The following is a 23,776-nucleotide window of genomic DNA, read 5'->3' on the forward strand; positions in this document are numbered from 1 at the left end:
AAGCCGATCAGAGCTCGGTGTAAGGCTTGCGGAGTTCGGGCCGTGCCGGGTCGAAGCCGTTGGTACCCGTGGTATTCGCACCGGAGGTGTCGATGACCTGGCCGTCCACGACGGTGACTCCTGCCATGCCGCGTCCATACCGTGCGTAGTTCTTCTCCATGGCGCTGACCACCTTGCGTGTGCCGACGGCGATGACCATGGGCCGCGACAGAACGCGAATGGGCTTGAGGAGCAGGAGGATACCGACCGCACTCGACACCAGGCCGGGGATGATCATGAGGATTGTCGCCGCGGCCAGCAGTGCGGTGTCGGCAACGGGTGCTGCTGAGTCGGCCGGATCGACGGGACTGCCACCTGCCGCATTGCGTCCGGCGTCGCGCAGATTGGCGAGGGTCTTGGCGCCCTGACGACGCAGCAACCAGAACCCGCCGATGACCGTTGCGACCACCAGCAGCAGTGTCCAGCCGAAACCGATGGCGTAACAGAGTCCGACGAACGCGGCGATCTCGATCGCCACATAGAGCAAGAAGAGTGCGAACTTCATGATGTCAACCGTCCCGACTATCGGCATGTGCGTACACGGGGACAACGAACGAGATGCCCGATTTTCTCCCGACCCGTGGGATCAGCGATCTCAACGGTGCCCACCAGCGAAAATCGGCGCCGTTGAGATCAGGCGCCCTCGATGTCACCCTCGGTTTCGAGGTACACCCGGCGCAGCTCGTCGAGCATCTCTGGCGGCGGTGCAGACCACATCTGACGTTGGGCCGCTTCCAGCAGTCGCTCGGCGATGCCGTGCAGCGCCCAGGGGTTGGACTTGGTCATGAAGTCCTTGTTGGCCTCGTCGAGGACATAGGACTCCGTGAGCTGCTCGTACATCCAGTCGGCCATCACGTTGGTGGTGGCGTCGTAACCGAAGAGATAGTCCACGGTGGCGGCCATCTCGAAGGCGCCCTTGTACCCGTGCCGCTGCATCGCACCGATCCACCGTGGGTTGACGACTCTTGCACGAAAAACTCGTGTCGTCTCCTCGGACAGAGTGCGCGTGCGCACATTGTCGGGCGTGGTGCTGTCCCCGATGTACGCCTCCGGGTCCCGACCGGTCAGAGCGCGAACGGTTGCGACCATCCCGCCGTGATACTGGAAGTAGTCGTCCGAATCGGCGATGTCGTGCTCGCGGGTGTCGGTGTTCTTGGCGGCCACCGCAATTCGCCGATACGCCGACCGCATGTCCTCGACGGCGGCGACACCGTCACGACCTCGCCCGTACGCGTAGCCTCCCCACGCCGTGTACACCTGCGCCAGGTCCTGGTCGGTGCGCCAATCCTTGGAATCGATCAATTGCAGCAATCCCGCGCCATAGGTACCGGGCTTGGAGCCGAAGATCCGGGTCGTGGCCCGGTCGACGTCACCGTGTTCTGCGATGTCGGCCCGGGCGTGTGCGGCAACGAAGTTCACATCGTCAGGTTCATCAAGAGCGGCCACCATCCGGACCGCGTCGTCGAGAATGGTCACCACATGGGGGAAGGCGTCGCGGAAGAATCCGGAGATGCGCACGGTGACGTCGATACGCGGTCGGCCGAGTTCGGCGGGCTCGATGAGGTCGAGGGCGGTGACCCGTCTCGAGGCCTCGTCCCAGATCGGCATCACCCCGAGAAGGGCGAGTACCTCGGCGATGTCGTCGCCCGATGTGCGCATGGCGCTGGTCCCCCACACCGACAATCCGACCGACTTCGGGTACTCGCCATGGTCTTTGAGGTAGCGCTCGAGCAGTGAGTCGGCCATGGCGCGGCCCGTCTCCCACGCGAGCTTGGACGGGACAGCCTTGGGGTCGACGGAATAGAAGTTGCGCCCGGTGGGAAGTACGTTGATCAAGCCGCGCAACGGCGATCCACTGGGCCCGGCGGGGATGAAACCGCCGTCGAGAGCGTGCAGTATCCGCGGTATCTCCTGGTCGGTCTGGCGCAGCCTTGGAACGATCTCCGTTCCGGCGAACTCGAGGATCTGGGCCACCTCGCTGGGGTGCCCGGCAGCCACCTCCGCGACGGTTGTCATGTCCCAGTTGCTCTTCGCGCATGCGGCCACGAGTTCGCGTGCCTGGGCTTCGATGTCGTCGGTGGCACCGCGGCCTGCGGTGCCGTCCTCGACAAGACCGAGTGCCTCCCGTAGCCCGGGCAGGCTCTGTTTCCCGCCCCAGAGCTGACGTGCGCGCAGCATCGCCAGCACCAGATCCACTTCGACGTCATCGGCCGGCGGCTGGCCGAGTATGTGGAGGCCATCGCGGATCTGTACGTCCTTGATCTCGCACAACCAGCCATCGACATGCAGCAGCATGTCATCGAAGACGTCTTCCTCCGGTCGTTCGGACAGCCCCAGGTCGTGATCCATCTTCGCCGCCTGCAGCAGCGTCCAGATCTGCTGTCGAATTGCAGGCAACTTGCCAGGGTCGAGCGCGGAGATGTTGGCGTGCTCGTCCAGCAACTGCTCCAGACGTGCGATGTCTCCGTAGCTCTCGGCTCGGGCCATCGGCGGGATCAGGTGGTCGACCAGCGTCGCATGGGCACGACGCTTGGCCTGGGTGCCCTCGCCGGGGTCGTTCACGAGGAACGGGTAGATCATCGGGAGGTCGCCCAGTGCCGCGTCGGTTCCACATGACGCTGACATCCCGAGCGTCTTGCCGGGCAGCCACTCGAGGTTGCCGTGTTTGCCGACGTGCACCACTGCGTCGGCGCCGAACCCGTTCTCTGCGGCAACCCACCGATAGCAGGCCAGGTAGTGGTGGCTCGGCGGCAGATCGGGGTCGTGATAGATGGCAACTGGGTTCTCGCCGAATCCGCGGGGCGGTTGGACCATCAGGACGATGTTTCCGAATTGCATTGCCGCGATGACGATATCGCCTTCGGGATTGGCCGATCGGTCGACGAACAACTCGCCCGGAGCAGGCCCCCAGTGTTCGATCATCGATTCTTGCAGGTCGGCGGGCAACGTCGCGAACCACTCGCGGTAGTCCCTCGCCGACAGACGAATGGGATTGGCCGCCAATGCTTCCTCGGTGAGCCAATCGGGATCTTGTCCCCCCGCCGCGATCAGCGTGTGGATCAGCTTGTCCGAATCATTCTCTGCCAGACCTGGTACGGCGCTGTCGCCGACTTCCGGTCCGATGTCGTACCCGGCGGCACGCATGGCCTCGAGAAGCCGCAGCAGACTCTGGGGCGTGTCCAGGCCGACCGCATTGCCGATGCGGGCATGCTTGGTGGGATAGGCCGAGAGCATCACTGCGATACGTCGTTGCGCGGTAGGAATATGCCGTAACCGTCCGTGCCGCACTGCGATTCCTGCAACTCGCGCACAACGCTCGGCGTCGGGTCGGTACCAGGGCAGTCCGTCGTCGCCGATCTCCTTGAAGGAGAACGGGACCGTGATGATCCGACCGTCGAATTCCGGGACGGCCACCTGCGTCGCCACGTCTAGCGGTGACATCCCGTCGTCGTTGGCGGCCCAGCTTTCACGAGACGAGGTCAGGCACAGGCCCTGCAGGATCGGCACGTCGAGACGTGCGAGCTGCTCGATGTTCCAATTGTCGTCGTCGCCACCTGCGGACGCCGTTGCCGGTGTGGCTCCTCCCGCCGCAAGGACGGTGACCACCAGCGCATCAGCAACCGCCAGTTGTGCCAGCAGATCGTCGGGAGCAGTGCGTAGCGACGCGCAGAAGATGGGCAGGGCACGGCCGCCCTTGTCCTCGATGGCATCACACAGGGCATGGATGTACGCCGTGTTCCCCGCAAGGTGCTGAGCCCGGTAGTACAGCACCGCGATGGTCGGCCGGCCGTCGGTGTCGGATGGCACCGAACGCTCGAGCAGTCCCCATTGCGCGGTCGCGACGGGCCCCTGGAAGCCGTGGCCGGTCAACAGGACGGTGTCGGACAGGAACGCGTGGAGGTTGGCGAGGTTGTCCGGCCCGCCTTGGGCGAGGTAGTTGTGCGCGTCGGCGGCAACACCGGGGGCGACCGTCGACAACGACATCAGGTCAGGATCAGGTAGTTGCTCGCCCGAGAGCACCACGGTGGGCAGCCCCGCGGCGAGAACGGCGTCGAGGCCTTCCTCCCACATCCGTCGGCCACCGAGGATCCGGACCACGACGAGATCGGCGCCGTCGAGCAGGACCGGCAGATCCTCGCTGACCAGTAGTCGCGATGGGTTGGCCAAACGGAAGTCCGCGCCACTGGCCTTCGCCGTCAGCAGATCGGTGTCCGAGGTGGACAGCAGCAGGATCACGGGGGTTCCTCCTTGCCGGGATCTCGCGCCCAGCGGGTTGGTGTGGCGGTACGGCAACGAGGGTCTGACTCCGGGTCTCCCCGACACAGTGGCGCGACCGCGCCGGATTTCCACCGGCTTCCCCGTTGCGGGTCGGGCTCAGCCTATAGAAGCCCGTAGTCAAGTGACCACGTCTGGTCGTCGATGGGCCGGCCGCCGGTGACCTGCCGATCCGGCATCACCCCACACACGGCCAGTACCGTGGTCCCCATGTCCCGTACCGCCGATCGTTGTCCGGGAGTGTTCTCGGCGCATCCCGCAGCCGACGGTCATCTGGCGCGTATTCGTCTTCCCGGAGGCCTGATAACCCCAGCCCAATTGCAGGCTCTGGTCGTGGTGGCGGACGAGTTCGGGGACGGGCACATGGAACTCACCTCGCGCGGGAACCTGCAGCTACGCGGAATAGCGGACGTGGCGGGCGCGGGCGACCTAATCGTCGATGCGGATCTCATCCCGACGCCGAGTCACGAACGGGTGCGCAATCTGCAACTGTCGGCGTTGAGTGGTCGCCGCGGCGGGCTGCTCGACGGCCGACCGGTCCTCGACCGACTCGACGTCGCCCTTCGCGGAGACAACCTGTTGGCTGCACTGCCGGCTCGTTTCCTCTTCGGCGTCGACGACGGGCGCGGCGACGTGCTGGCCGAGGCACCCGACGTCGGCGTCGTGGCGGTCGACAGCGGGCATTTCGACCTCGTGGTCGCCGGAAGCCCCACCGGCCGGCAGGTCACAACAGATCGCGCGGCCGTGACCATGCTCGATGTGGCTCACGCGTTCCTCACCGACCGTGCGGACGAGTGGCGAGTACAGGACCTTGATGCGTCGCCGACGATCACAGGATTGCTCGAAGGTCTTCCCCGAACTCGACCGCATACGCCTCCCGCCCCGCCGTCGGAGCCGCTGGTGGGGTGGCTCGCGCAGGACGACGACCTCATCTCGTTGGGTTCGGTGGTGCCTTACGGTCGCTTGTCTGCGCGCATCGCCGAGTTCCTTGCTGCCATCGAGCGCGACATCTACCTCACGCCGCGCAAGGAAATCCTCGTCTGTGATCTGACGGACGGAATGGCGGACACGGTGGTGCGGGTGCTGGCCCCCATGGGTCTGATCTTCGATGCAACGTCGCCGTGGACGCGGGTGAGCGCCTGCTCTGGATTGCCGGGATGCGACAAATCGCATGCCGATGTGCGCGGGGATCTCGAGCAATATCTGGCGATCGGCGACCAGTCCGTTGGCAGCCGCGAGCACTGGGTGGGCTGCGAACGCGGCTGTGGATCGCCGCACGCTGCTCACATCCGGGTGCAGGCGACCCCGGTGGGGTACGAACGCCGAGCGTTCTGATCGACCAACTATGGTGGCTTTCACCATGTACACCTACATCCGTGACGGCGCGGAGATCTACCGTCAGTCGTTTGCGACCATCCGCGCCGAGGCCGATCTGGCCGAGTTCGATGACGATCTGTCCCAGGTCGTCGTGCGGATGATTCATGCCTGCGGTCAGGTGGACCTCACCGACGATGTGCGCGCATCCCCGGGGCTCGTCACGGCGGCGCGCGGCGCGCTGAACCGAGGCGCTCCCGTGCTGTGCGACGCGAACATGGTTGCGTCCGGGGTCACCCGCAAACGTCTGCCTGCCGACAACGATGTGCTCTGCCTGTTGACCGATCCGACCACGCCGCAGTTGGCGGCGGACCTGCAGACCACCAGAACCGCTGCGGCGGTGGAATTGTGGCGGCCTCGACTGGAAGGGGCGGTCGTGGCCATCGGGAACGCGCCCACGGCCTTGTTCGCCCTGCTCGAATTGATCGATGCCGGCGGGCCTCGACCTGCCGCCGTGATCGGGGCTCCGGTGGGCTTCATCGGCGCCGCCGAGTCGTGTGCAGCACTGGCCGAGCGCGACGACATCGAATTCTTGACCGTGCTCGGCCGCCGCGGCGGCTCCGCCATCACAGCTGCGGCCATCAACGCGTTGGCATCGACGGTGGAGTGACATGGCAGTACAGGGAAAACTCTGGGGCGTCGGGATCGGCCCGGGTGACAGCGAACTCGTCACGGTGAAAGCAGCCCGCATCATCGGTGAAGCAGACGTTGTCGCCTACCACTGCGCTCGACACGGCAGGTCGATCGCACGATCGGTGGCCGAACCATATCTGCGCTCAGCCCAGCTCGAAGAAAAGCTGATGTATCCGGTGACCACGGAGACGACCGATCATCCGGGTGGGTACCGAGGGGCGCTCGACGACTTCTACACCGAAGCGGCTGATGTTCTCGCGCAGCACCTGTCGGCCGGTCGCTCGGTGGCACTGCTGGCCGAAGGAGACCCGCTCTTCTACAGCTCGTACATGCACATGCACAAACGGTTGGCTAGCCGGTTCGAGACCGAGATCATCCCCGGTGTCACGTCGGTCAGCGCATCGGCGGCGGCCACCGGGTTGCCGCTCGTGGAGGCCGACGAGACGTTGACGGTGTTGCCCGGGACGCTGCCGAAGGACGAATTGGTGCGGCGCCTCGAGGACAGTGACGCCGTCGCGATCATGAAACTCGGGCGCACCTTCCCCGATGTCGTTGCGGCCCTTGAGGAGTCCGGCCGTATCGATCACGCCTGGTACGTGGAACGTGCTTCGACGGGTACACAGAAGGTCCTGCCCATATCTGATGTGGACATCACGTCTGTCCCCTACTTCTCCATGGTGGTGATACCAGGGCGGCTCAACAGCCCACCCCTGGCAGAACCGGCCGTCCGCGGGGAGGTGGTGGTTGTCGGCCTGGGGCCCGGCGCGGCGCGCTGGACCACGCCAGAGGTTCGGGCGGAGCTCGCAAAGGCCACCGATCTGGTGGGGTACAAGACCTACCTGAACCGCATCAACCCACGGCCCGGCCAGCGAATGCATGCCAGCGACAACCGAGTCGAATCCGAGCGGGCCTGCCTGGCACTGGATTTGGCCAAGAACGGCGCGCGCGTTGTTGTGGTGTCATCGGGCGATCCCGGTGTGTTCGCCATGGCGGCCGCGGTTGTCGAGGAGTCCGCCGACGACCAGTGGCGCGATGTGCCGGTCCGAGTGGTTCCAGGGGTCACCGCAGCCAATGCCGTGGCGAGTCTCGCCGGTGCACCATTGGGCCATGACTATGCGGTGATCTCGTTGTCGGACAGGCTCAAAGGGTGGGACGTCATCGTCGAGCGAGTGCGGGCAGCGCTACGTGCCGATCTGGTGATCGCCATCTACAACCCCGGTTCGGCCAGCCGGAACTGGCAAGTAGCCGAGCTCAAAGGCATTCTGCTGGAACACAAAGCGCCCTCGACGCCCGTCATTCTGGGGCGAGACGTGGGCGGACCCGAGCAATCTGTTGTCATCAGCACGGTCGCCGATTTCGATCCGGCGGCTGTCGACATGCGGACGCTGCTCATCGTGGGGTCGTCCACCACCAGGGTGATCGAGCGGGCCGGTGGTCCGGCGGTGTTCACCAACCGGCGTTACGACAGCACCCGCTGACGGACCCAGCGGGCCGCGTCCTCAGGCGTTTCCACAGCCGTGCCGGTGAGGGTGACTGGTCGCTGCACCATGACGACCGGCAGTTCGAGCTCACGAGCCGCGTCCAGTTTCGCCCGAACCAGATCTCCGCCGCTGTTCTTGGTGACGATCACATCGATACGGTGCTCGCGCAGAAGCTTGCGCTCACCTTCGAGCGTGTACGGCCCGCGGTTGCGCAAGATCAAGTTCTGCGGCGGAGTCTCGCGCTCGGGTGGGTCGACAAGACGGATCAAGAACCAGGCGTTCTCGATGTGGGCGAACACATCAACATCCTGTCGACCTGTGGTGAGGAAGACCCGGAGACCCGGCTGGCGGTCGGCGTGCTCGGCGACTTTCGTGGCCGCACCGGCGATGTTCGGAACGTCCAGCCAATGGTCCCCGGCCTGCGGTTGCCATGGGGGCCGACGAAGCGACAGCAACGGCAGTCCCGCCGACATCGTCGCTGCCGCTGCGCTGGCGGAGATCTTCCGGGCAAATGGATGCGTGGCATCCACCACGCCTTTGCACTGCTGCTCGCGCAACCAGGTCAGTAGCCCGTTCACACCCCCGAAGCCGCCGATTCGCACCTCACCTCTGGGCAGCGCCGGGTTCTGGACGCGGCCTGCCAGCGAGGTGATGATCGGGATGCCGTCCCGATCGAGTATCTCTGCCAGAGCACGTGCTTCCGCGGTGCCCCCGAGGATGAGAACGGGGCCGCTCACGACGACACGTCGTCGTCACGGAGCTTGGTCATACGAGCCGACGAGTACAGGTAGCTATCCGGAAAGTGTTCAGCAGCAAGTACTCTGCCCACAAAGATCACTGCGGTACGCCGGATGTCCGCCTGTGCGAGGCGACCAGGAAGTTCGCGTAGAGCGCATCGGATGATCTGTTGATTGTCGCGGCTGGCATAAGCAACCACTGCGACGGGGCAGTCGAACCCGTAGTGCGGCCCAAGCGCATCCGTGATCTGTTCGGCTTGATGCGCTGCCAGGTGAAGGGCCATCGTGACACCTGTTCGCGCCAGTTCCGCCAGTTGTTCGCCCTTCGGCATGTCCGTCGAGAGTGTCGACACGCGTGTGATCAACAGAGATTGTCCGACGCCTGGCACCGTCAGTTCCTGACCCAGTGCGGCGGCCGCCGCGGAGAACGCCGGTACGCCGGGAACGATCTGGTAGGCAACGCCGTGCTGCTCGAGTAGTCGCACTTGTTCTGCGACAGCCGAATACAAGCTGGGGTCGCCGCTGTGCAAGCGTGCTACATCGTGACCGGACCTGTCCGCCGACACGATGCGCTCGATGATCTGGGACAACGGCAGCTTCGCGGTGTTGATCAGGGTGGCGTCGGGCGGGCAGTGCTCCAGCATCTCTGCCGGGACGAGTGAGCCCGCGTAAAGGCATGTGCTGCATTGCGATAGGAGTGTCGCACCACGCAGGGTGATGAGATCGGCGGCTCCTGGTCCCGCGCCGATGAAGTAGACGGTCACTCGATGCTCCTGGGTTTGTCTGCGATCCACTGCGTCACAGGCAAAGTGGGACGCCATGTTGTCATCGTGCCGAGTGCTTCAGCATGGTCGATGTGGAAACGTCGTAACGTTCCGCCCACGAGAGATCGCTGTTTCAAGAGCACTGCCTCTGATTCGATGGTCACGGCGTTGGCGACCATGCGGCCGCCGTCGAGAAGGGCTTCCCAGCAGCCATCGATGATGCCTGGTGCCGTGACTCCCCCGCCGATGAAGATCGTGTCCGGGTCGGGCGCATGTTGGAAATCGTCGGGCGCTCTGCCGAGTACGGTGAGATTGCCGCTGACCCCCATGTCTGCCGCGTTCCGGGCGATTCGCTCGCGCCGCACCGGGTCGGATTCGAACGCTATCGCTGTGCAACTGGGATCGGTGCGCAACCACTCGATGGCGATGCTGCCCGCACCTGCGCCCACATCCCACATCAACTGGCGTGGGGCCGGCCGTAGTGCGGTGACAGTCAGGGCACGAACGGCCTGTTTGGTGAGCTGTCCATCGTTGGAGAAATCGGTGTCGGGAAGTCCTGCCTGACTGCTCACCGCAGGTCCCACACAGTGCACTGCCACCAGGTTGAGTCGGTCAACGACCGGTGCTCCCCACGTTCGGGCGATTCCGGTGACATGCCGTTCGCGGTCTGATCCGAGTTGCTCGAGCACCGTGACCTGCGACCAGCCGAATCCGTGCGTGGTCAGCAGTTCTGCGATGTGTGCCGGCGATGTCTCGTCGCGACTCAGGATGAGCAATCGTACGTTGTCGGTGACCGCCGAGAGGATCGAGTCCAATGGGCGGTCGACGATGCTGCGTATCGATGTGGTGGACAGGTCCCAGCCCAGTCTTGCGGCGGCGAGACTGGCGCTGGACACCGCCGGAATGATTCGGACATGTTGCGCGCCAACTTGTTTGACGATAGATGCGCCGACGCCGTGAAACATCGGGTCGCCTGAAGCGAGGATGTGGACCGGTTTCGGCTCTGCCCCGGCCAGGACATCGCGAAGATGCCTGGACATGGGGCTGGTCCACGGACGCAATTCAGCCTGGACGGGTGCGAGAAGGTCGATCTGGCGGGCTGATCCGTAGATGACGTGGGCGGACTGCAATTCCCGCTGGGCTGCCACGGTGAGACCGTCCCAACCATCGGCTCCGATCCCCACCACGACAAACCGCGGGTCGGTCATCGTGGCATCCGACGCCAGATGGCCCGAGGCAGCAAGCGCATGATGAAGAACATGGGGCGCAGTGCAGCCGGTATCCATACCTCTGTTTTGCCGGCATGCAGAGCTTTGACCACTGCGTCTGCTACCTGAGGAGCTGTCTTCGACATCGGTGCGGGTTTGACGCCCGACGCCATCAGTTCTTTGGTCATGTTCCCGATGACGAATCCAGGGCGTGCCAGCAGCAGACGAACACCCGTGCCGTGCAACGCGTCCGAGAGACCGGAAGCGAACCCGTCCAGTCCTGCCTTGGTCGATCCGTAGACGTAGTTCGCGCGACGAACCCGTACACCGGCGACCGAGGAGAAGACGATGAGGTCGCCGTTTCCCTGCTTCTTCATGGCTGCGGCCAAGGGGGTCATCACGCTGATGTGCGCCAGGTAGTCGGTGTGGGCGATCTGCAGGGCGTGCTGGGTGTCAACCTCGGCGCGGGCCTGGTCGCCGAGGATGCCGAAGGCGATGATCGCCACGTCGATCTTGCCGAACTCGGCGACTATTTTCCTGATCAGCTCGTCGTGCTGCGCCGTGTCATTCGCATCGAACTCGATGGTGTGTACCTCAGCGGCGTTCTCGCCGAGCATCCGTTCGCGCTGATCAGCCAAGTCATCGGAACGACGCGCGGCCAGGATCACTGTCGCTCCCCCGGCGAGACGGGCAGCGACCTCGACACCGATCTCGCTACGTCCTCCGAACAGAACCACCACTCGACGATTGCTCACCGGTCGAGTATCCCAAACCGGACGCGGGCTCTTGTGGGTCAGGCCTCTGAGGGCTTGGATACCCTGGGCGGACGTGTCACCTGGACGACGTTGCGGTAGAACTCCTCGACGAGTTTGTTGGCTGAAGCGACAACGTTTCCGCGGTTTCGTTCCAAGCTGTTGCCGCGCGTTATCTTGAACTGCTTCGGAGGTTTGCCATCAGCAGGAAGTAGCGCTTCCGGTTTCTCTCGCACCGTCCCCAGCAATGCACCGACCGGCGCCGCGTTTCGTCCAGCAAACACCGCCTCGACCAGAGTGTCCTTGTGAGCCGCGGCGAGTTGTTTGGTCAGCCAGTTCACCCGGGTCAGCGGTCTCCCCTCTCTGGGCGAATCCACGGTCATTGAACACTCGACGCGCTCAGATCGGAGGTCAACCGACAGTGTGAGGGGCCCAGCAGCGCCGGGTACTCGCAGTGAGCCGAACATGACGCCTGAGTCAGCGAGTTGCTGTGCCCGGCTCGTGCTGTCCGCGCGATTGCGGGGAAAAATAGGTCGGACGTCGACACTGAGTAAGCACGACAGGTCATGTCCGATATGGCGAACCAGCTGATCGAACATATGGCAGACCTCGGCCGCGCCCTTGCTGTCGGCATTGAGGGTCTTTGTCTTCACAGCCTCGCGGATCTGGCCCCATTGAGGCCCCATGTCGGTGAAGCCGTGTAGACCCGATTTCGGGTGCTGAAGGTATCTGACGAATTCTCTCAGCACCCACCCCTGCGACGAATCCTCGACCTGCTTGTGCATTGACATCGAGATCGCCACGGAACGTATCTCGTCCCACGAGAGGTGATGCAGGGCAACCTTCTTGAGTTTCCTCCGGTCGACCTTGACCGGGTGCTCATCGTCGGCACCTGGGAGTTGATTGCTGATCGTGATGACCGCGTCGAAGCCGAGCGACCGCGCAATGTCGACATAAATCTGAACTTGTTCTGCCGTCAACTTCGCTGTCGATGACTTCGCTTCGATCAGAGCTGTCCAGGTCTTCAGCCCACGAGTGACGCGTAGCAGCCCGTCTGGTCTGTATCTCTTTTCTTGCCAGTCGAACTCCGGCTCGATGAAGGTTTCTATGGCTCCTACTGGACCACCGCTTCGCCGTACCATCTCTCTTCCGAACTCACGCACTCCACTCATTACCGAGAGAACCGCAGACACTGCTCGCCGCTCTCGCTCATCGCCAGAGCCGATGGCGGAAACAGAGAACAGGCGAGCGCGGTCCCACTCGCCCTTGTCGACCGGCTCGGAAATCGACCAATCCGGCAATTTCGGCGGTCGTAGGACTTTGCGGATAGTCATCTGTTTGCTGGATGCCACGGCGTCGGCTGGGTGGTCGTTCTGCGTCGTCGGAGCCGATTCATGTTGCATGTCCGCGACCTCGTCGCCTGGCATTTCGTCACCTCGCGGATCGACTTCCACGCCGAATTCTGTTGCCAGAGCGCCCAACCCATCTGCAAAGCCCTGACCGATTGCGCGGAACTTCCACTCCAACCCGCGCCGGTACACCTCGCCGAACAACAGTGCCAGAACGGGCTCGTCTATGGATATGCGGAACAGGGCTGAGGGCCCTGCAGAATCATTCTGCGTGACGACGATTTCGAGTTCCTCGGCCACCGCGAAGGTGGTAGCGGAATCCTGGTCGAGACTCGCGCTCACGACAACACGCGCGATGTCCTCAGGAAGGGACGCGAGATCTACAAGGAGCACGTCACTGGACGCAGTTCCCGTTGCCTCTTCCTCTTGCGCGGAAGCTTCAGAGATACGGACGGAACCTCCGGCCGCTTCCTGCTGGTTGTAGAACACGAAGTCAGAATTGCTCCTGACCTTCCCGTCAGCAGCGAGTAGCAGGATGCTCACGTCCGGGCGCACGCCTGACTCGGTCGGAAAACGGCTGCGGACCGTAATCGCCAGGCGGTCGTTACCGTTGTTAATGTCTTCGAGGGAAACATTCTGTCCGCGAACAAGTTCCACAGTAGGGCTGGCCATCGTTGAACTATTCCATGGACATGCGACCGTAGCCGTCGTTTGCGTTCAATTTGCCAGAGGCCTGTCCGAGCAGGTGGCCGGCGGCATGCTGGTTAAGTTGACTATTCTCTGTAGATGTCCAAAACAGCAGCCGACCTCACCCCTGATGCGCTCGAGTTTCTGAGCGCCCGCCATCTGGGCAGCCTGACCACCGTGCGGCAGGCCGGGACGCCCCACGTTGTTGCGGTCGGCTTCACCTACGACGAAGAAGCCGAGCTCGTCCGCGTGATCACCTTTGAAGGAAGCCAGAAGGTACTCAACGTAGAGCGTGCGGGGTACGCGGCGGTCTTCCAGGTGGATGGTCCGCGCTGGCTGACCCTCGAGGGCCCGGCGTCGGTGCACCGCGACCCCGATGCTGTCGCCGAAGGTGAACGTCGCTACGCGAACCGCTACAAGCAACCAAAGGTCAACCCGCGACGCGTCGTTGTTCAAATCGAAGTCAAGCGCGTACTCGGGTCCCGAACCCTCCTCGGAATCGTTGACTAGTTCGTAGCGCACAGCCGGAACACATTGGCTGTCAATACGTATCAGTCTGGCGGACCGATTTCTCAAGATCGTCGTCCCCGTTGGCCATCGGCTCGTCAGTACTTTGTTGTTGGAGCTGCATGCGTTCTTCGCGCTCGTTGAGTGCTTGTTGGCGTTCCGCGATGATGTTTTGCCAGGCCTTTTCGATGGTGTGGTCGGTGTGGTGGGCCCGGTTGATCCGCGGCTGCTGGTCGGGGTCGATGTATTTCGGTGGGACCCACGCGACTCGGCCGGCGTCGGGGCCCTCGTGGAGCATGATGGTTTGCCACTGGTCCTCGCCGGGTCCGATCATCGCGTGATGCGGAATGCACGCCGGGGCCAGCTCGTCGATGTCGGTGTGTCCGCCGTCGGCCCAGGCGGTGGTGTGATGGATTTCGGTCCAGGAGATCGGGTTACGACAGCCCGGACTGGTGCAGCCTCGGTCTTTGGCGAACAACGCCATCCGCTGACCTTGCTGGGCAGTGCGTTTCGCGCGCGCGAAGTACAGGACGTCGGCGGAATGGTTGGCGAACACGGCCAACGACCACTCCGAGCGAGCCGCCAACTCGAGAGCGTCCTTGACCGGCAGATCAACACCGGAGGCGGTGCGGGCAATACCCGCGGCCTCATCAAGCTGTTGTTTGGTCATGGTGATGATGACCTGAACCGGCAGGCCACGGTGGGAGGTACCGAGCAGTTTGTACTCGAGAATGGTTTTCAAGATCGCCTTGAAAGCATCGTGTTGACGTTGGGCGCGGGAACGGGTGTCACGGCCGGCCGCGGCTTCGATGATCGCTGGGTCCATGGTCGGGTCGTCTGCGGCGCCGGTGGGCGAGTTCGGGTCATCGGGGTTGTTCATTCCCGGTGCGGCCCATACATCCATCACCGTTCGAAACAGCGCCAACGTCGCCGGGTCCAAATTGCCGGTAATTTTGGCCATCATGTCCAACCCTTGCGCACCGTCGGACAAGCCACGATTGCGTTTGCGGTCAGCGTCATCGGTCAGCGATCCATCCGGATCGACCCGGGCCAACACTTCCCGACCACACACCTCAAGCTCAGTCGGAGTCAGTGTGCGGGCGTTGTCGGTCATCCACGCATCGACCACGTCATACACTTCCGGCGCTGACTTGTGCGGGATTTTGTCGCGGACTTTGAGCATCACATCCATGTGCGCCAACCCAATCGCACCCTCGGCTAACGCTTCCGCAGCGGCCGGGCATTTCGGGGGCAGCGCCTCACCCTGCATCGACAACAATTCGCCGGCAGCATCGAGTGCTTTCAACCGTGAGGAGGCATCACCGCGAGTGACTCGCAGTTCACTCATCACAAACCGATGCAATGTCGAATGACCAGCCTTGCGAAACAGGCCCCGATCATTCACCTCCTGCAACCGCTTGAGGCCCTGAAAGGTAAGTGTCCGGACAACTTTCTCGTTGACGCGCACCAACTCGGCAACCTGCACATCATCAACATCAGCTGCTGACGCACCAGCAATCTGCTGCAGCAGCGCATCGAGATCGCGATACAACCCCACCAACACCGGCATTGGCGGTGGATCCACCGTCACCGAATCACTCATCGACAAGCCCCCCAGCCCTCGAATCCCTTTCACCAAGTCTACCAATAGAATCCGACAATGTCGAACAGATGTTCGATGTCAGGAGGAGGGGCGACAACACCGATCGAACGAGGCGTCGGTGGCCGATGGTGGGGACAACAATGTGCGAATCAGATTGCGACAAACTGTGATTCATACACAAACGACCAAAGAGGTAGGCGGCCCTGATGCGGACCGCCTCGCCGCAGAGGTTCCCTCGTTCGGGTGATCGTCGATGGATCAGGTCGGACGGATACCCGAGTCGGTTCGGGGCGGCTTCTCCGCAGCGATGGGGCAGTCGCTGCTGCCGCCGGCCCCGGCCCTGCTGATCGGCGTCGTCGCTCCTGCAGCCTTTGGCTGCACAGTGGGTAGAAAGTGCGCCGTCAGACCGACTTCAGCTCGTGAGGCCGCTGATTGAGTGATTCGCATCCGTCGGCCGTGACCACGACGATGTCTTCGATTCGTGCACCCCATCCACCTGGGAAGTAAATCCCGGGTTCGACACTGAAGGCCATTCCGACCTGCAGTTCGATGTCGTTTCCCTCAACGATGTAGGGCTCTTCGTGGACTGACAGGCCGATTCCGTGACCGGTCCGATGGACGAACTTGTCGGCCAGTCCGGCCTCGGCCAGCACGTCGCGGGCCGCTGCATCGATCTGTTGGGCACTGGCACCCGGCCGTACTGCCGCCACCGCTGCACGCTGTGCCTCTACCAGTATCCGGTACTGACGGGATATCTCCGCGGAAGGTTCTCCGACACAATAGGTTCGGGTGCAATCCGAGTTGTACCCGGGCTCGACAGGGCCGCCGATATCGACGACCACCACATCGCCGTCTTCGATCACCCGGTCAGACACCTCGTGGTGGGGATCGGCGCCGTTGGGGCCGGAGCCGACGATGATGAACTCGGCGCCTGTATGACCCTCGGCGACTATCGCGGCCTCGATGTCGGTGGCGACCTCGCGTTCTGTCCTTCCCGCCGAGAGCCATTCGCCGACGCGAGCATGAACACGATCGATCGCAGCACCCGCTCGGCGCAAAGCGTCGATCTCCGCGTCGTCTTTGATCATCCGTAATTGACGTAGAACGCCGGTGGCCAGTTCGGGGCTCGAACCGAACCGGGCTGCCAACGGAACGGTGTGAAGTGCGGGTGCCGCATCAGAGACGGCATATCGACCTGCACTCACACCTGCTGCTTCGACGGCGATGGCATACGGGTCCTGACCGTCGACCCAGTCGTGGACAACCAGGCCCAGCTCGCCGACCGCAGACTCCCGCAGGGCCGCGAGTTCCAGCCTCGGAACCACGACCTGCGGATCCCTATCGGGACTGATCACCAGCGCAGTGAGACGTTCGAACGTACTGGCGCGGGAACCGGTCAGGTAGCGCAGATCGGGTCCGGGCGTGATGAACAGAGCAGACAATCCGGCTGAGCCCGTCAACTGCTGCGCACGCTGCAGTCGGGACCGATACACCTCTGCTGAGAATCGCTCGTGAGCCATGTCCCCCAGGCTAACGGGCCCTCGAAGAGGCCGTCCTCCCGGTGAGCGGTCGCTGAACGGGCGAAAACGGCCGGTTCGACGGAAGATGTACAGATGGGATCGAAGGACGGCACCGTGAACCGTGGACGCGAGCCGCGCAGACTCCGTGCTGTTCCGAGCGCGCAAATCGACCCGCAGTTCGCGACTCTGCACGGTTACAAGCGCGCATTTCGTATGGCAGGGAGCGGTCCGGCCGTCTTGTTGCTGCACGGAATCGGTGACAACTCGCTCGCCTGGGAGCCGGTGTTCGAGCAGCTGAGCGAGAAATACACGGTGATAGCTCCCGATCTCCTGGGTCATGGACTGTCTGACCGGCCCCGAGCCGACTACTCGGTCTCGGCATTCGCGAACGGGATGCGTGATCTGCTCACGTACCTCGATATCGAACGCGTCACCGTGGTCGGACACTCGCTGGGCGGGGGCGTGGCCGGCCAATTCGCCTATCAATACCCCGAGATGGTGGAACGGCTGGTTCTCATCGGCACCGGTGGCGTCACCAAGGGTGTCAACCCAGCTCTCCGAGCGCTGTCGCTGCCCCTCGCCGAACTCGCCTTGGGCGTGATCTCTGTACCCGGAGTGTTCCCGACCTTCTCGACGGTTGCCCGGATGATGCAGAACCTGTTGCCCATGGCGATGTTCCGCGACAACACCGAGGTGGTCCGTGTTCTCGAGCGCATGCCGGAGAAGGGTTCGGCCGAGGTGTTCGCGCGGACTCTACGATCGGCTGTCGACTGGCGCGGCCAAGTGGTCACCATGCTCGACCGCTGTTACCTCAGCGCTGCCATCCCGACTTTGATCGTGTGGGGGTCCGACGACCAGGTGATCCCGGTGGGCCACGCCCATATGCTGCACAGTGCGATGCCGGACTCGCAGCTCGAGATATTCGAGAAGTCAGGCCATTTTCCGTTCCGCGACGAGCCCGACCGGTTCGTCGATCTCTTCCTCCGATTCGTCTCTGCCACAAAGCCTGCGTCGATTACTCGCAACGACGTGAAAGTGGCGCTGCGACAAGGTCCCCCGCCCAGGCCGCTGACGGGTGATCCTCATACACGAGTCGCAGTCCTCGAGGCGATAGACAGCGACGAACGGAGCGCGACGTAGAACTGCCGCCGACCGTCGTCCGCGGGCATCGTTCGGATCGACTCGGATCACCGGGACAAGCATTCACCCGTCGGTGGATCTGGCATGGTTTACGCCATGAACCAACCAGTGATGCTGCTAGACGGTGCGAGTCTGTGGTTCCGGGCTTTTCACGCTCTGCCGGAGAAGATGACCGCTCCTGACGGACGTCCGGTCAACGCCGTCCGCGGATTCCTCGACATGATCGCCGCCCTGGTCACCCGAGAGCATCCCCATCGATTGGTTGTGTGTCTGGACCTCTCGTGGCGACCCACATTTCGCACGGACCTCATCCCGTCGTACAAGGCGCACCGTGTCGCCGACGCCGCGGGAGACGGATCGGAAGAGGTGCCCGACACACTGACACCCCAAGTCGACATGATCATGAACGTTCTCGCGGCAGCCGGGATCTCGACCGCCGGGGCAGAAGGCTGCGAGGCCGATGACGTGATCGGGACCCTTGCCCACACCGAAGCCGTAGACCCGGTGGTGGTGGTCAGTGGAGACCGAGACCTCCTACAAGTGGTGGCAGACGACCCGGTTCCGGTCCGGGTTCTGTATGTGGGACGCGGGCTCGCGAAGGCCGAGATGTACGGGCCTGCCGAAGTCGCCGAACGATATGACGTGCCGACTTCCGATCCGGGTTCGGCGTATGCCGAGATGGCGATCCTCCGGGGCGACCCATCCGACGGACTGCCCGGGGTGGCCGGAATCGGGGAGAAAACGGCGTCAAAACTGTTGCAGGCGTTCGGGACTCTGGACGAACTGGAGCGTGTCGCTACCACGACCGCCGACAAGCGGATCTCCGCCCGCCAACGCACATCCCTCAAAGCTGCCGCCGACTATTTAAGCGCCGCTCGCACGGTGGTGTTCGTCCGAACCGACGCAGAGATAATCAGCAGCGGGGACGACCGGTTGCCCAGCGAGCCGGCAGATCCGGCTGCGCTGGCCGATCTGATCGAAGAACTCGGCATCGGCTCCGCGGTCTCCCGACTCGGGAAAGCGCTGGGTTGGCAGTTCCCCTGATCAGTAACAACAGGCGAGCGACCGCAGGCATCAGCCGGCGGTCGGCTGACCCACCTCGTACTTGCCGTCATCGTCGAGGAACGTGATCTTGACCTGTTGATTGGCGCCGCTCACCGTCACCGTGCAGGTGAAGCTGTCGCCCTTCTTGATCTCTTTGTCCTTCGGACACTTGACGTTTTCGACGCCCTCTGCCTGATAGTCGTTCTCCAGAACGGTTTTGACACCCTCCTGGGCCGCCTCCTGGCTGAGTACCTTCGTGACGGCGAATCCGGGTGCGAGGAACGCTGTGACGGCCAAGATCACTGCGAGCAACGCCACCACGGACGCCCCGATGATGAGGGGCAGCTTCTTTCCCGACTTCGGCTGAGCCATCGCCGAGAACTGGTCCGAGCCGCCGGGTCCCGGCTGTCCGTACTGCCCGGGCTGCCCGTACGGACCGGATTGTCCGTACTGGCCCTGAGGCTGGCCGTAACCGGGTTGCTGACCTTGAGGCTGGCCGTAATTGCCCGGCTGTCCCTGCGGCTGGCCGTAGTGGCCGCCCTGCTGCGGGTAGTTGGGCGGCTGATACTGGCCCGGCCCCTGCTGACCCGGGTTCTGCTGAGGCGGGTACTGCTGCTGCGGTTGCTGACCCCACCCCTGCCCCGGTGGCGGGCCCTGTGTCGGTTGACCCCACGGGCCCGGTTGCTGACCCTGCTGCCACTGTTCAGGCGATCCGGGGTTATTGGGGTCGTTGGGCCCGCTCATGTGTTCCCTCCGCTTGTCCGCACCGTGGAAACTCGCGGTGCCAGAATTACCGACCCCGAACATACCGCACACCCATCGAACGGTTCAGCAGACGCGACCGGCAAACGCAGAGGTAGACCGGCCGGAGCGTACGGTTCAGCCGAGTTCGACGGCCACCACGCCTTTTCGGATGCTGGCAATGGCCGCAGAAGCGGAACGGGTCAGACGCGACTGCCCGGATGTCTGCAGGCTTGCGGCGGTTCTGATCTGTTCGAGCAGGTCGATGACCTGGCGGCTCCATCGGACGAAATCACCGGCCGGAAGTGAAGTGCCGCGCTCCCCGGCCGCCGCGAGCACCTCGGTGAGGCCTCGCCCCGATGCCCACAGATAAATTGCCGTGGCGAACCCGGCGTCCGGCTCCCGGGTGGGTTCCACGAGATGCTTCATCTCCAGGCGGGTCAGGTCGTGCCAGGCCGAGTGGGTCCGATGCAGTGCGTCGCGCACGCTGACCACTCCGGTCACGAGTTCGGCGCCACCGTACGAGTCGCGCCGGGATTCGTAGACCACCGACGATGCGACAGCCGCGAGTTCGGACGGACCCAGGTCATCCCACAACCCATCTCTGATGCTCTGACAGATCAGCAGGTCGCTTTCGCTGTACACGCGGCTCAGGGTGTCGCCTGCCGACGTGATGTTCAGCTCGCCCTCCGACTCCGCCTTCTCGAGGTACCCCAATTCGATGAGCACCGCCACGATGCGGTTGAAGTTGATCGACAACGTCGAGGTCCGCTGGGCAACCGACTCTTCGAGCGCCGAGATCTCACGCGCAACCCGGTTTCGTCGTTCGGCCAACCGAAAGAGTTCGTCGTCTTGAGGTATCTGATGTGCGGGGTGATTGCGCAGTTCGCTCCGTAAACGACTCAATTCACGATCATCTGCCGCGCGGGCGCGCTTCGCCTGTTTACCGCGGGGCATGTCGATGCCCGACGACCGCAACGCGGACGCGAGGTCTCGTCGACCGCGCCCCGTACGCCTGTCGATCTGCTTGGCGAGCCGCATGTTGCCGAGCACCTGGGGCGGGTTCAGGAAGTCGCGGGGACCGACCCTGCCACACCAGGCGTCCTCGCAGATCACAAGCGGCTTGGGATCGCGAATGTCTGTCGCCGGTTCGAGAACCACCGCGAGCCCTCGGTGCCGGCCACCGTGCAGGCCGATGACCTGACCACGCTTGAGTGCGGACAGATCTTCGACCGTGCTCTGTTGCGAGGCCATCCGTGACTCGAACTTGAGCGAGCGCTCTCGCGACCGGATCTGCTCGCGCAACCTGGTGTAACCCAGGAACCCGTCGATGCCTTCGTCGAGGCCGCGGCCCTCGGCGCGGCCTTCCAGTTCGACCTCGATCTTGCGCAGTTGACGGCGCGCGGTGTCGATCTGCCGGGCCTGACCGACCACCGACTTGTCCGCCTGGAACTGTGCGAACGATCGATCCAACAGATTTCGTGCACCGGCCAAGCCCAGCCGCCCGATCAGGTTGACGGCCATGTTGTATTCAGGCGCAAAAGAACTGCGCAACGGGAACGTGCGGGCACCAGCCAGGCCTGCGACGCGCGTCGGTTCGAGATCGTCGGTCCACACGACCACTGCGTGGCCCTCGATGTCGATCCCTCGACGCCCCGCTCGACCGGTCAGCTGGGTGTACTCCCCCGGCGTCAGGTCGACGTGCGCCTCGCCGTTGAACTTGATCAACCGTTCCAAGACGACCGATCGTGCCGGCATGTTGATGCCCAAAGCCAGTGTCTCGGTGGCGAACACGGCTTTGACGAGACCTTTGACGAACAATTCTTCGACGGCGTGCCGAAACGCGGGCAGCAGTCCGGCGTGGTGGGCGGCGAACCCTCGCGTGAGACCTTCGCGCCACGCGTGAACGCCGAGGATGTCCTGGTCCGCTGCCGAGAGTTCGGCGACGTATTTGTCGACGATGATGTCGACCTGCTTGGCCTGGTCGGGCTCGAGCAACCGGAGGCCCGAACGCAGGCACTGGCTCAGTGCACCCTCGCATCCTGCTCGCGAGAAGATGAAACTGATTGCGGGCAGCAGACCTTCACGATCGAGACGCGCGATGAGGTCGGGTCGGGAAACCGGTCTCGGAACGCCCCCGCGGCGCCCCTCACCACGTTGAGGTCCGCGCCGACCGCGTCCGCGTGGGGGAAAGTCGTCGTCGCGGCGCGCCGCGAGTTCGCGGTGCCGGATGTAGCGGGTGAGTTCAGGATTGACCGCCGGCTTCTTGTTCGGTGCAGCGGCATCACGGTGATCGAACAGGTCGAAGAGTCGGTTGCCGACCAGCATGTGCTGACTGAGCGGCACGGGCCGATGTTCGTCGACGATCACCGTGGTGTCCCCACGGACGGTCTGGATCCACGCACCGAACTCTTCGGCGTTGCTGACCGTCGCCGACAGGCTCACCACGCGAACCGAGGGAGCGAGATGCAGGATGACCTCCTCCCAGACCGCGCCACGAAAGCGGTCGGCCAAGAAGTGGACCTCATCCATCACCACATGCGAAAGACGGTCGAGCGCGGGCGAATTGGCGTAGATCATGTTCCGCAACACCTCGGTGGTCATGACCACCACGGGTGCCGAGGAATTGATCGACGAATCGCCGGTGAGCAGACCGATGGACTCCGCACCGTGTGCCCGGACCAGATCCGCATACTTCTGGTTGCTCAGCGCCTTGATGGGGGTGGTGTAGAAGCACTTGGTGCCGGCGGCCAGGGCGAGATGCACGGCGAACTCGCCGACGATCGTCTTACCTGCGCCGGTGGGCGCGCACACCAGGACGCCATGTCCGTTGGCGAGCGCCGAGCAGGCATCACGCTGGAACGGATCGAGGGCAAATGGCTGACGCCCCGCAAACGTGTCCAGCTCGAGTTGCGCCTCAGAGAGTGTCATCGAAGTGATCGGCTCCGCTCATCGAAGGGGCCGTCGACACCGGCGCGGGGCGCTCGACCGGGCCGGAAGCGGGTACTGATCCCGTCGGGCCGCCGATCGGCGAGGCCTCGTCATCACTGACGTCTCCCCATTCGGCTTCCTGACGTTTGGCCTTGCGGTAGTCGTGGAGATGCGCGATCTGGATGGCCATCTCGAGCAGGATCGTCAACGCACCCGCCAGGGCGAGCATCGTGAACGGATCAGAGCCCGGTGTGAAGAACGCGGCGAACACGAACATGCCGAAGATCAGTCCGCGACGCCAGGCCTTGAGTCGCTCGTAGCTGAGCACGCCGATCATGTTCAGGGCCACGATCAACAACGGCAGTTCAAAACTCACCCCGAAGATGATCAGCAGATGCAGCAGGAAGTTGAAGTACTGGTCGCCGGCGAGCGCCGTGATCTGCACGTTGTCACCGATGGTCAGCAGGACCTCGAAAGCCTTGGTCATCACCAGGTAGGCAAGCACGGTTCCGGCGAGGAACAGCAGGGCCGCGCAGCTGACGAACGAGACCGCGTACTTGCGTTCCTTGTCGTGCATGCCTGGGGTGATGAACTCCCACAGTTGGTAGAACCAGATCGGGCACGCCATCACGAACCCGGCGGTCAACGCCACCTTCAATCGCAGCATGAACTGGTCGAACGGGCCGGTCGCGAGAAGACGGCAGGCATCGTCGCCGGTGAGGTTGGCGCGTGACGATTCCGGCAAATTGCAATAGGGCTCACGCAGGAGATCGCCGAGGGAGTCGATACCCAGGAAGCCATGGGAGTACCACACGAAACCGAGGATCGTGGTGAGTGCTATCGCGGCCACCGAGATCAGCAGCCGGGTCCGCAATTCACGCAGGTGGTCCACCAACGACATCGTTCCGTCGGGGTTCACCTTGCGCTTGCGGCGCCGAGGGTCAAGAGGAATGCGCACGGTGTGAACTATTCAGGTCAGTGAGAGGTGCGC

General features: G+C 63.7%; 18 protein-coding genes and 1 riboswitch. Of the genes, 6 read left to right on the plus strand and 12 right to left on the minus strand.

The window, feature by feature from the left end; translation table 11 throughout:
* Nucleotides 1-7: 7 nt before the first annotated feature.
* Nucleotides 8-544 carry an FxsA family protein gene (locus W823_RS45350; RefSeq protein WP_031332521.1) on the minus strand — a complete coding sequence of 179 codons (537 nt, stop codon included), beginning with the start codon at nucleotides 542-544 and terminating at the stop codon, nucleotides 8-10.
* A gap of 128 nt (nucleotides 545-672) precedes the next feature.
* Nucleotides 673-4,275, minus strand: coding sequence for a cobaltochelatase subunit CobN (gene cobN / locus W823_RS45355; RefSeq protein ID WP_023959195.1), 3,603 nt, complete (start codon nucleotides 4,273-4,275; stop codon nucleotides 673-675).
* 39 nt (nucleotides 4,276-4,314) lie between these two features.
* Nucleotides 4,315-4,449: riboswitch (cobalamin riboswitch) on the minus strand.
* A gap of 75 nt (nucleotides 4,450-4,524) precedes the next feature.
* Between cobN and cobG the strand changes: the two genes are divergently transcribed.
* Genes cobG through W823_RS45370 form a run of 3 tightly spaced genes read left to right on the plus strand, consistent with a single transcriptional unit; the run spans nucleotide 4,525 to nucleotide 7,799 of the window.
* Entirely contained in the window at nucleotides 4,525-5,649 is a 1,125-nt protein-coding gene (gene cobG, locus W823_RS45360) for a precorrin-3B synthase (RefSeq protein WP_031332522.1), read from the plus strand.
* Between the two features lie 25 nt (nucleotides 5,650-5,674).
* A complete protein-coding gene (locus tag W823_RS45365; RefSeq protein ID WP_031332523.1) occupies nucleotides 5,675-6,298 on the plus strand; it encodes a precorrin-8X methylmutase in 624 nt (207 codons plus the stop codon).
* A 1-nt stretch (nucleotide 6,299) separates the two neighbouring features.
* Nucleotides 6,300-7,799 carry a precorrin-2 C(20)-methyltransferase gene (locus W823_RS45370; RefSeq protein ID WP_023959202.1) on the plus strand — a complete coding sequence of 500 codons (1,500 nt, stop codon included), beginning with the start codon at nucleotides 6,300-6,302 and terminating at the stop codon, nucleotides 7,797-7,799.
* Here the strand turns inward: W823_RS45370 and W823_RS45375 are convergent.
* From W823_RS45375 to W823_RS45395, 5 genes are read right to left on the minus strand one after another with little or no spacing between them, the layout of a single operon-like run.
* Entirely contained in the window at nucleotides 7,781-8,539 is a 759-nt protein-coding gene (locus W823_RS45375) for a cobalt-precorrin-6A reductase (protein ID WP_023959204.1), read from the minus strand. The genes W823_RS45370 and W823_RS45375 overlap by 19 nt on opposite strands.
* Nucleotides 8,536-9,303 (minus strand): precorrin-4 C(11)-methyltransferase, encoded by a 768-nt coding sequence (gene cobM / locus W823_RS45380; protein ID WP_023959206.1) that lies wholly within the window; start codon nucleotides 9,301-9,303, stop codon nucleotides 8,536-8,538. Before cobM ends, W823_RS45375 begins: the two co-directional genes overlap by 4 nt.
* Complete coding sequence (locus tag W823_RS45385; protein ID WP_023959207.1) at nucleotides 9,300-10,511, minus strand: bifunctional cobalt-precorrin-7 (C(5))-methyltransferase/cobalt-precorrin-6B (C(15))-methyltransferase; 1,212 nt, start codon at nucleotides 10,509-10,511, stop codon at nucleotides 9,300-9,302. The genes cobM and W823_RS45385 overlap by 4 nt, the downstream gene beginning before the upstream one ends.
* Nucleotides 10,508-11,266: an SDR family NAD(P)-dependent oxidoreductase gene (locus W823_RS45390; RefSeq protein ID WP_031332524.1), complete on the minus strand. Its 759-nt coding sequence runs from the start codon at nucleotides 11,264-11,266 to the stop codon at nucleotides 10,508-10,510. Before W823_RS45390 ends, W823_RS45385 begins: the two co-directional genes overlap by 4 nt.
* Nucleotides 11,267-11,304: 38 nt before the next feature.
* Entirely contained in the window at nucleotides 11,305-13,284 is a 1,980-nt protein-coding gene (locus tag W823_RS45395; protein ID WP_023959210.1) for a TerD family protein, read from the minus strand.
* 114 nt (nucleotides 13,285-13,398) lie between these two features.
* On the opposite strand from W823_RS45395, the gene W823_RS0129555 reads away from it, so the two are divergent.
* Nucleotides 13,399-13,809, plus strand: a complete 411-nt coding sequence (locus tag W823_RS0129555; protein ID WP_031332526.1) for a PPOX class F420-dependent oxidoreductase — start codon at nucleotides 13,399-13,401, stop codon at nucleotides 13,807-13,809.
* A gap of 31 nt (nucleotides 13,810-13,840) precedes the next feature.
* On the opposite strand, the gene W823_RS0129560 is transcribed toward W823_RS0129555, so the two are convergent.
* Entirely contained in the window at nucleotides 13,841-15,409 is a 1,569-nt protein-coding gene (locus W823_RS0129560) for an HNH endonuclease signature motif containing protein (RefSeq protein ID WP_081729796.1), read from the minus strand.
* A gap of 401 nt (nucleotides 15,410-15,810) precedes the next feature.
* Nucleotides 15,811-16,929, minus strand: coding sequence for a Xaa-Pro peptidase family protein (locus tag W823_RS45400; protein ID WP_023959212.1), 1,119 nt, complete (start codon nucleotides 16,927-16,929; stop codon nucleotides 15,811-15,813).
* Between the two features lie 93 nt (nucleotides 16,930-17,022).
* Here W823_RS45400 and W823_RS45405 point away from each other — a divergent pair, with 93 nt between their 5' ends.
* Complete coding sequence (locus W823_RS45405) at nucleotides 17,023-18,069, plus strand: alpha/beta fold hydrolase (RefSeq protein ID WP_023959214.1); 1,047 nt, start codon at nucleotides 17,023-17,025, stop codon at nucleotides 18,067-18,069.
* 111 nt (nucleotides 18,070-18,180) lie between these two features.
* Nucleotides 18,181-19,113, plus strand: coding sequence for a 5'-3' exonuclease (locus W823_RS45410; protein ID WP_031332528.1), 933 nt, complete (start codon nucleotides 18,181-18,183; stop codon nucleotides 19,111-19,113).
* A 30-nt stretch (nucleotides 19,114-19,143) separates the two neighbouring features.
* Here W823_RS45410 and W823_RS58450 read toward each other — a convergent pair whose 3' ends face one another.
* From W823_RS58450 to tatC, 3 genes are all read right to left on the minus strand, one after another.
* Nucleotides 19,144-19,857 (minus strand): DUF4333 domain-containing protein, encoded by a 714-nt coding sequence (locus tag W823_RS58450; protein WP_031332529.1) that lies wholly within the window; start codon nucleotides 19,855-19,857, stop codon nucleotides 19,144-19,146.
* A gap of 135 nt (nucleotides 19,858-19,992) precedes the next feature.
* Entirely contained in the window at nucleotides 19,993-22,785 is a 2,793-nt protein-coding gene (locus W823_RS45420) for an RNA helicase (protein ID WP_023959220.1), read from the minus strand.
* Nucleotides 22,772-23,743 carry a twin-arginine translocase subunit TatC gene (tatC, locus tag W823_RS45425; protein WP_023959222.1) on the minus strand — a complete coding sequence of 324 codons (972 nt, stop codon included), beginning with the start codon at nucleotides 23,741-23,743 and terminating at the stop codon, nucleotides 22,772-22,774. The genes W823_RS45420 and tatC overlap by 14 nt, the downstream gene beginning before the upstream one ends.
* Nucleotides 23,744-23,776: the final 33 nt, after the last annotated feature.

The sequence above is a fragment of the Williamsia sp. D3 genome (genome assembly GCF_000506245.1).
Lineage (GTDB): Bacteria > Actinomycetota > Actinomycetes > Mycobacteriales > Mycobacteriaceae > Williamsia > Williamsia muralis.